2 protein-coding genes are annotated in these 8261 nt (G+C 54.9%); both read right to left on the reverse strand.

Translation table 11 applies throughout. The features are described from left to right. Window positions 1-109: 109 nt before the first annotated feature. The gene (locus ACP7D4_RS27140; protein ID WP_426212468.1) at window positions 110-7555 is read right to left on the reverse strand and encodes a M10 family metallopeptidase C-terminal domain-containing protein; all 7446 of its coding nucleotides are present in this window, start codon (window positions 7553-7555) and stop codon (window positions 110-112) included. Window positions 7556-7576: 21 nt separating this feature from the next. Then, window positions 7577-8086, reverse strand: a complete 510-nt coding sequence (locus ACP7D4_RS27145) for a hypothetical protein (protein WP_426212470.1) — start codon at window positions 8084-8086, stop codon at window positions 7577-7579. Window positions 8087-8261 lie beyond the last annotated feature (175 nt).

Here is an 8261-nt window from a genome sequence, read left to right on the forward strand (position 1 = left end):
CCCACGCTGCGCTTCCGTCAACTCAACTTTCATCGCTACACGCATGATTTCCCCTCCATATGACAAGGATACATGCATATATATAATAAGTCTTATTATTTATGACGCACTACACTAGGAGTCGGGAGTAGTAATCTCCCGTCACATACAAATTCAAGGAACCGTCGGCCTTGAGCACGACATCGGGCGTCTGGCTCCCGCTTCGGATCTTGGCCATGAAGGCGCTGGCATAGGTGTGCCCCCAGTTCGTGTAAATATAATCAGGGATGTAGATCGCATCGTTAATGCTGCTTTGGATAACCGTACCGGCACCCTGGAACATCGTGGCGCCGCTGCCGCCAATGAGCACGGTGCTTTTGCTTCCGATCAAAGTGTCGTTTCCGCTACCACCGATGAGCGTATCGACGCCCGTCGCTTCAGCAATCCAGGTAGACCGGTTGTAACTGGTCGTGATCACGTCGTCGAGGTCATTCCCCGTCACTGCAATATTGTTACTGCCAGTTAAGACAATGTTCGTGATGCCAGGCTTGACGGTCGTGCTGACGCTGGTGTACTGAATGCCCGCATCGACATAGGTTCCATTGACAAAGTCCAGGAAAGGAATGACGGTGCCGTCCGGCAGGCCCAAAAAGCCCAATGGTCCGTTGACGTTCACTTGGGAACTGATGTAGAAACCGTAGTTCAGCGAGGTGTACTGCAGGATCCAGTTATCGTCATTTCGCTGAACGGAAAATTCCGTCATCACCATGTTCGGCGCCAACTGCAAAATGTCCTTCGGCCCGCCAATGATGGTGATTTGCTGGGTGCGCGGATTGTAGTCTTGCGAGGCGACGGCAAACTGTCCATTGTCGACAAACGTCGTGGCGCCGCTGCCGCTGCCGGTGGGGTTGCCGCTGACCATGGTCACGTGGCCTGACCCGCTTACCAGCGTGCTGTTGCCCGTGCCGGCATACAGCGTATCGTTGCCGCTGCCGGCGTACAGCGTGTCATTGCCGCTGTTGGCAATGATGACATCATCCAAATCATTCGCGGTGCCGCTGATATTGCCCGCTCCGGTCAAAATTAGTTGGTGCAAGCCGCCAGCCAGCGTAGCGTTGATCGCCGAGGACTGGATATCGCCCAGCCTGACCAGTTCGCTCACCGTGGTGGTGGCGCCGTCGGCAAATCTGATTTGATTCAAGGCGCCGCCTTTGACGACGACGCTTTTCCCGCCGCTCACGGCGATCGTCACCACGGTAACGTTCGCGACGACCGCAGTCTTGGCGGACAGGTTGGCGGCGCTGATGCCCGGGCCAAATTGCAGCGTATCGGCACTGGTGCTGCTGGCTACGGTAACCACGCCGCTGCCCAGATTCACGCCATACGTCGTCGCTCCGCCTTTGCCGCCGACCAGGGTGTCGTTGCCGGTGCCCGCGATCAAGGTATCGTTACCCTGGTTGGAGGTGATCACATCGTTCAGGTTGTTACCTGTCGCCGTCAGGTTGGCCGTGCCGGTCAGCGTCATGTTTTGTATGCCGCTCCCTAATATGACATCGACCGCCGACGTTGCACTCGTTGGACCGCTGGTTGCCTGGGCTAACAAAGCGCCAAGCGAGGCGGTGCTGCCGTCCGCAAACAGGATTTTGTCGAGTGGGTCGCCAAACGTATTGATCACGACATTGATATAACTGGAAAACGATCCTACTCTGATGTTGATCGAGCCATTGCCCGTCATTTCCGCATTCGCGATCAGGCCGGCAAGCTTGACGCCGGGGCCAAAACTGAGCGTGTCGGCCGCACCGCTGTCGTTAATCGTCGTGGTTCGTGACACATTGCTGACGACGTAGGTATTGATACCCACGCCGCCAATGAGCGTGTCATTGCCGGTTCCGGCAATCAGCGTGTCGTTGCCGCTATTGGCTCGAATCACCGTATTCAGGTTGGTGGCGGTACCCGTAATATTGGCGCTGCCGGTCAGACTGAGCGTGGTGATATCGGCCCCGGCGATCGCATCGACCTTGGAATAGGAGGTGGTGCCAACGGTGTATCCTGACGCCAGCAATTGGCTCAGCGTTACCGCGTCCCCGTTTGCAAAATGTACCTGCCTCAGCGCACCACCATTGATGGTCACAGTCGCTGCCGGACCGTTGGAAATCGTCACCACGGTATTGCCGTTGACAACTGCGCTGCTAGCCAGCAGATCGCGCTCAAGGACTTCCGCCCCATATACCAGCGTATCCCCATTGCCGCTTTGGTTGATGAAAACGTCACCCGCCCACCAATTGACCACAAACGTTGTCGCTCCGCTGCCGCCAATGAGGGTGTCATTGCCTCGGCCCGCAATCAGCGTGTCATTGCCGCTGTTGGCGCTGATCACACCATCGAGGCTGTTGCCTCTGGCCGTCAGGTTGGCCGTGCCGGTCAGCGTCATGTGCTGGATGCCCTCACCCATTACCACGTCCAGCGCGGATGTTGCGGCCGTGCTGCCGCTGGTTGCTTGCGCCAGCAACGTCCCCAGAGACGCGGTGCCATTGTCTGCAAAAACAAGGCGGTCGAGCGCGTATCCGGAGCTATTGATCACCACGGCGCCGCCCATACTATTGATGATCGTGATGTTGGTTGATCCGTCATTCAACTTGGCCCCGCTCGCGCTCAAATTGGCAAGCGTGACGCCCGAACCAAAACTTAATTTGTCCAGCAAGCTGCTTCCAATGATCGTGGTAACTTGCGCGCCACTTCTTACCACGTAGGTATTGCTGCCACTGCCGCCTACCAGCGTATCGTTGCCGCTACCCGCAATCAGGGTGTCATTGCCGGAGTTGGCTGTGATTACATTGCTTAAGCCGTTCGCAGTGCCGATGAGGTCAGCGCTGCCGGTCAGATGCAGCGTGGTCACGCCCGCGCCCGCCGTCGCATTCACTTTCGAATAAGTCGTCGTTCCCAAGGTGTACGATGCAGCGAGCAACTGGCTCACAGTTGCCACATCTCCATTGGCAAAACGTAGTTGGCTGAGACTACCGCCATCAATCGTGATTGAGCCTGCCTCGCTGTTGCCGATCGTGACTACGGTACTGCCGTTGACCACGGCGCTTGTAGCCGTCAGATTTCGTTCCAAAATCTCGGGCCCGAACACCAGCGTGTCGGCACTGCCGCTATTCTTGATTGTGACGTTGCCCAGACCGACCACATAGGTCGCCGTGCCGCCACCGCCAACAAGGGTGGCATTGCCGGTGCCGGCGATGAGGGTATCGTTGCCATTGTTGGCCGTTATCACGTTGCTTTGCGCATTGCCGGTGGCCGTGATGTTTGCGTCACCCACCAATGTCATGTTCTGGACCCCACTCGCCAGGACGACACTTACCGCAGACGTTGCCGCCGTCGGACCGCTCGTCAGCGCAGCAAGCAATTGCCCCAGCGTCGACGTGCTGCCGTCGTCAAATGCAATTTCGTCGAGCATGCCGTTAATACTGTCGATTTCTGAGACATTGCCCTCCAGAATTACCTGTCCGCCGTGATTGTTTTGAAGCGTCACGATCAAGGCGCCGTTTGCGCCTGTTGCCGTGGTCGCACTCAAGTCGCCGAGACGCGTGCCGGCAACGAACATGATCTTATCGTTGTAAGTGCTGCGTTGAATCTTTGTTACTGTGCCGGTACCGGCAATGACGTCGTATTCGTCGGAAGCGCCGCCGCCTATCAGCGTATTGTTGGCCGTGCCCGCAACCAAGGTGTCATTACCGTCATTGGCCATGATCACGTTGTCAACGTTGCTGCCGATTCCAATGATGTCGTTGTCGCCGGTCAGTGTCAGGGACATTGTGACCGGGGGCAGTGCGGCTTGCGCTCCACCTGCCATCATCGCCGCGAAGCCATTGAAAACGCCCGCTACCCAATTCAATTGGCTATCTACAGAAGAATAGGTTGCGTCACCTACGCGGAAAGTTGGCGCGAGCAACTGCTCGAACGTAGCGACGCTGCCATCGGCAAACTGTGCCTGACTCAAGCCTCCGTCTTCGATCGTGAGAGTGGCGCCATTTTTCAAGGTAATCTTGACTACGCTGCCATCGATGTAGTCAACCCGACTGGCCTCCACGTCGCCGATATTCGCATCAAGCTGCAAGATATCGCGTGCGCTACTGCTGACAATGGAATTGGTCCCACTTTTGATCAAGTAAGTCGTTTGCCCTGAGCCGCCGACAAAAGCAGCCGTGCCATTTCCTGAGACAAGTGTGCTATTCCCGCTGCCCCCTGTCAGCCATGTGGCATGACCGTAAATGCCGCCGTCGCCGGCATAAATCACGTCGTCGCCGGAGCCACCAACAAGATTGTCTATTCCCAGACCGCCGTAGATCGTTGTGGCACCCGACCCTGCCACCACTTGCGTCGGACGAATGATGTTGCCGCCGTCACCCGCATAAATAACATTGGTACCGGCGCCGCCAAATAGCAGATTGATGCCCGCGCCGCCTCTGATTGTGGTGTTACCGGTGCCGGCGCTCACTTGTGTCGGATCCGTCTCGGTGCCGCCGTCGCCCGCGCTCAGTACGTTGGTCCCCGAGCCACCAAAGATCAGATCAACACCGGATCCGCCAACAATTGTCGTTGCACCAGAGCCTGCACTGACCGAGTCCCTGCCACTGCCCAACACGATCATGTTAATACCGGCACCGCCCATGATGCCGGTGTCGCCGCTGCCCGCTTCAATATATTCCGTGCCGGCACCGGCGAGAATGGTGTCGCGGCCGGCGCCGCCGATGAGTGTGTCGTGGCCACCGGCGCCAGACATTCTGGTATTGCCAGTTCCGGCTCTCAAATACGAGTTGCCAGTCTGCGAGGTTGCCCAACCGTCATTGCTGTCGCCGCTCCACATGGTGTCGTTACCGCTACCGCCAATAACGGTGACATTGCCCCCCTGCCCGACGATCAAACTATCGCCGGCGCTAACATTGATGTAGTTGTTGCCACCACCACCCCAGATCGTGTCGTTGCCGCCGCCGCCGAAGATTGTATTATTGCCGCGGCCCGCAACAATCGTGTCGTTGCCGCCGCATGCAACGAGGTAGTTGTTGCCGTTCGAAAGTTCATAGCCGCTGTTGCCGGCGCCGCCATAAATCGTGGCGTTGCCCATGTTGATGCGCCCGCCTTGGTTGAGATTGCCACGGGCGAAACCCTGATGATTATTTTGATCGTCGAAACCGTGTATATCGCCCGGCAAGACGTTTTTTAAATATTCGTACGTATTGCCGACGTTGATGACACCGTTGTAGACGGTGTTCTGCCCGGGTCCGCAAACAATGATATTGTTGCCTTCTCCAACAAGGATGAGGTCATCGCCGGTACCGCCTACCACGGTATTGTTGCCGTCACCTGCAGCGATCCAATCCCCGATCGCATGGCGCGCACTTGCCAATGCCTGCTGGCTCAAGGCTATGTCGAGCGAGGCAACGGAGCGGGCATAAATCTGGTTGTTGCCGTTACCCACGCCGATAAGGTTCTGCCCGCCACCGCCAACGATGGTGTTATTGCCAGCAGCATAATTCTGGATCGCGCCGGCAAGGCCGGTGGGGAATGTCCCGCCGGCGGTGCTGTTGGCAATGTTGAAGCTACCGTCGACCAATGTATATCCCACAATGTCGGCGGCAATAATGTTCGTACCCGTACCGGCAGTGATCTTGTCGTTGCCACCGTCGAGCTTATAAAAGGTGACGGGCGCAATGGCAGCGGTGAAGGACCCTGCCACGGGGAGCGTGCCGTTCACACCGGCGATCGCCGTCCCCGGTATGGCGGGCGCGACGGCAGCATAGTTGACCGTGACGCTGTTGCTAGCGAGCGAAGTGCCTGAAATGATGGCACTTAATTTGATCGATTGAGCCGCGCTCAGGTCACCGCCATTGACCAGGCCGACTGTGACGCTGTCGGCACCGGCAGGAATGATGATCGTTGCCGCGCCGCCCGATAAGGACAGCAGTCCCGAGCTGAGGCTGAGAGAGGGCGAGGTGCCGCCTATGGCCGCGATGGAGAGCGCGGTATCGAAGAGCGCCGGTGTGGAAAGATAAAACGTGACGCTTTGCTCGCGACCGGTGGTGCTAACGGTGCCGTCAGCAGGAGCGTAGCCATTGGAGAGGAACGAATTCCCAGGTATGTTCGCCGCTACGCCAACACCCTTTGCCAGTTGAATGCCGAGGTAACCCGTCGTACTTTGGGCGGATTGTAAATTGAAGCTTTCGATGCTGATTTCACCCGCGCCTAATGCCCCGCCGGTGATCTTGAGTGTGCCGATTGGCGAAAGAGGATTGCTTGCATCGCGGATGAAATTGTATTGAATGGCGCCGTCCGTCCACGTGTTGGCCGCTGTGGTAGATAAAGGGATGCCGCTTGCACCGGCGCTCTTTAGTTGTATCGCACCTACCCAGACGGTGCTGCCGGCACTGCCGTTCTTGATGGTTTCCTTGCCGGCTGTACCACTAGCTGGCGCAAATACAAATTTAGAGGTGCCGGTGCCGCCATCGAGGGTGTCATTGCCTGCGCCGCCAATAATCGTATCGGTTCCGCCACCACCAATCAAAAGATCATCGCCAACGCCTCCCTCCAGACTGTCGTCACCTTCCCCCCCGTCAAGAGTATCGTTGCCCTTGCCTCCTTGTAGAACGTCGTCGCCCTTGTTGCCTGTTAATACATTGTTGACATCATTGCCGATGATCGTGTCGTTGCCGTCCCCGCCTTTGGCGTTTTCTATCATTGCTCCGTCAGCAATGCCAATATTTCGCGTCCCGCCAATCGAGCTAAGGGTTCCGGGCAATAGGGATATGGAAAGCTTGTCGCTAGCGGTATAGGTCGAAGCATCGAAGGTATCGACACCGCCCGCGTCCCAGATAACTTTTCTTTGGTTTTTAAGAATCTGAAATGGTTGCAACTCAGATAAAATTCCGATACCGAGCGTTGACTCAAACTGATAAATATTGTTAGTTCGAGCCCAAGTTGTGTTTTTTCCGGAAATTTTTTGCAAAGATGCCACGTCATACAATAAAGGGGTAATGCCAAAGACAAATCCGGCAGGAACGTTAGCCTCGGACATTACAGAATCTTCATGCGTCAGTGGCGGAGGCGCATGACTTAGACCAAGTGCATGCAAAATTTCGTGGGTTAATGAGCGGAATGCCACCAATCCTAGGTCGAGATCGGCACTTTTCCACAAGGGATATGACGATATAAAAACGTCATTAACGGGTTGTGGGTGATTGGATGGAGGAGATTGAAGACTCACTCCTCCGGCAGAAACCATCGTCATAGAACCAAAACGGATATCAGTTGAGCTTGTGGGAACAGGATTCTCTACAAAACGAAGTCTAGTAATTTGCCCCACGAGTTCCAAAATTTTTCTTACGGCATTCTTCTGGGCATTGGAAAAAACAGAAAACCCTTGAAGATACTTGATCTTCTCCGCCGCAGGCCAAATTGCGAAGTCCGCAGCAGAATACGCCGTTGCAAACGAATACCTAATCGTTTGTTCTGGCGAATATTGTATCTTAAAAAAAATGGTGGGAGGTATTAATATGTCTGGATTTATTACAGTAGTCATCGTGTGTCCCGTTAAACTCTCTTATTTCGAAGATCTTATTTTTTCTACGGCCGATTCAATTTCATTTCGTTCACTTAAATCCGTAGGTGAAACGCGTGACGTATAACGCTCCGGCAGGCTCAACCTAGAATATGACTTGGCAAAAGTCTCTAAAATAAAAATCATTTTTTTTCCAATTAACTTACACTTAATATCGCCGAGTGGTCCGTTGACTGGAATAATCGTATCTTTCTGAATATTCGGCACCGTTTTGTTTTGATAAATCACTTCATCGACTCTGACTACCGCGTACAACACATCCAACTTGCTTGATTCTCTAAATTTTGCCGCATATTCTTCGGAACTTTTATCGATACTGCGATAAACGTATTTTTCAATATGACCCACAATCACGGCAGCCGACACTGGCACCATTTCCGCCGCAGTTGGCGGACGCACAGTGGTCGCCGCCGTTTCTACAGCCGAGCAGCTTACTGAACAAATGTAGGTTATGAGAGAAACAAGGCCAAATATTTTTTTCCGGTTTTGCATAAAAATCTTAGAGTTTGTCATACCCAGTGATGAGTCAATCCACCCAAGTTAAGACCTTTCAACAGTTTTTCTGAGTCATCTTCTTGTGTGGTTTTACGCCGGGCTTCCTGGGCTTCGAACGATTCTCTCGATGTCGATAGGTCTTTCCGGCAATTAGCCGCAGCAGGTCGCGCAG

It is taken from the genome of Massilia sp. TWP1-3-3 (genome assembly GCF_049897805.1).
Lineage (GTDB): Bacteria > Pseudomonadota > Gammaproteobacteria > Burkholderiales > Burkholderiaceae_D > Telluria_A.

What these genes read in the sequence shown, in the direction of transcription:
- ACP7D4_RS27140 (WP_426212468.1), bottom strand. Translation starts at nt 7,555, where the DNA reads ATGACTACTGTAATAAATCCAGACATATTAATACCTCCCACCATTTTT.
- ACP7D4_RS27145 (WP_426212470.1), bottom strand. Translation starts at nt 8,086, where the DNA reads ATGCAAAACCGGAAAAAAATATTTGGCCTTGTTTCTCTCATAACCTAC.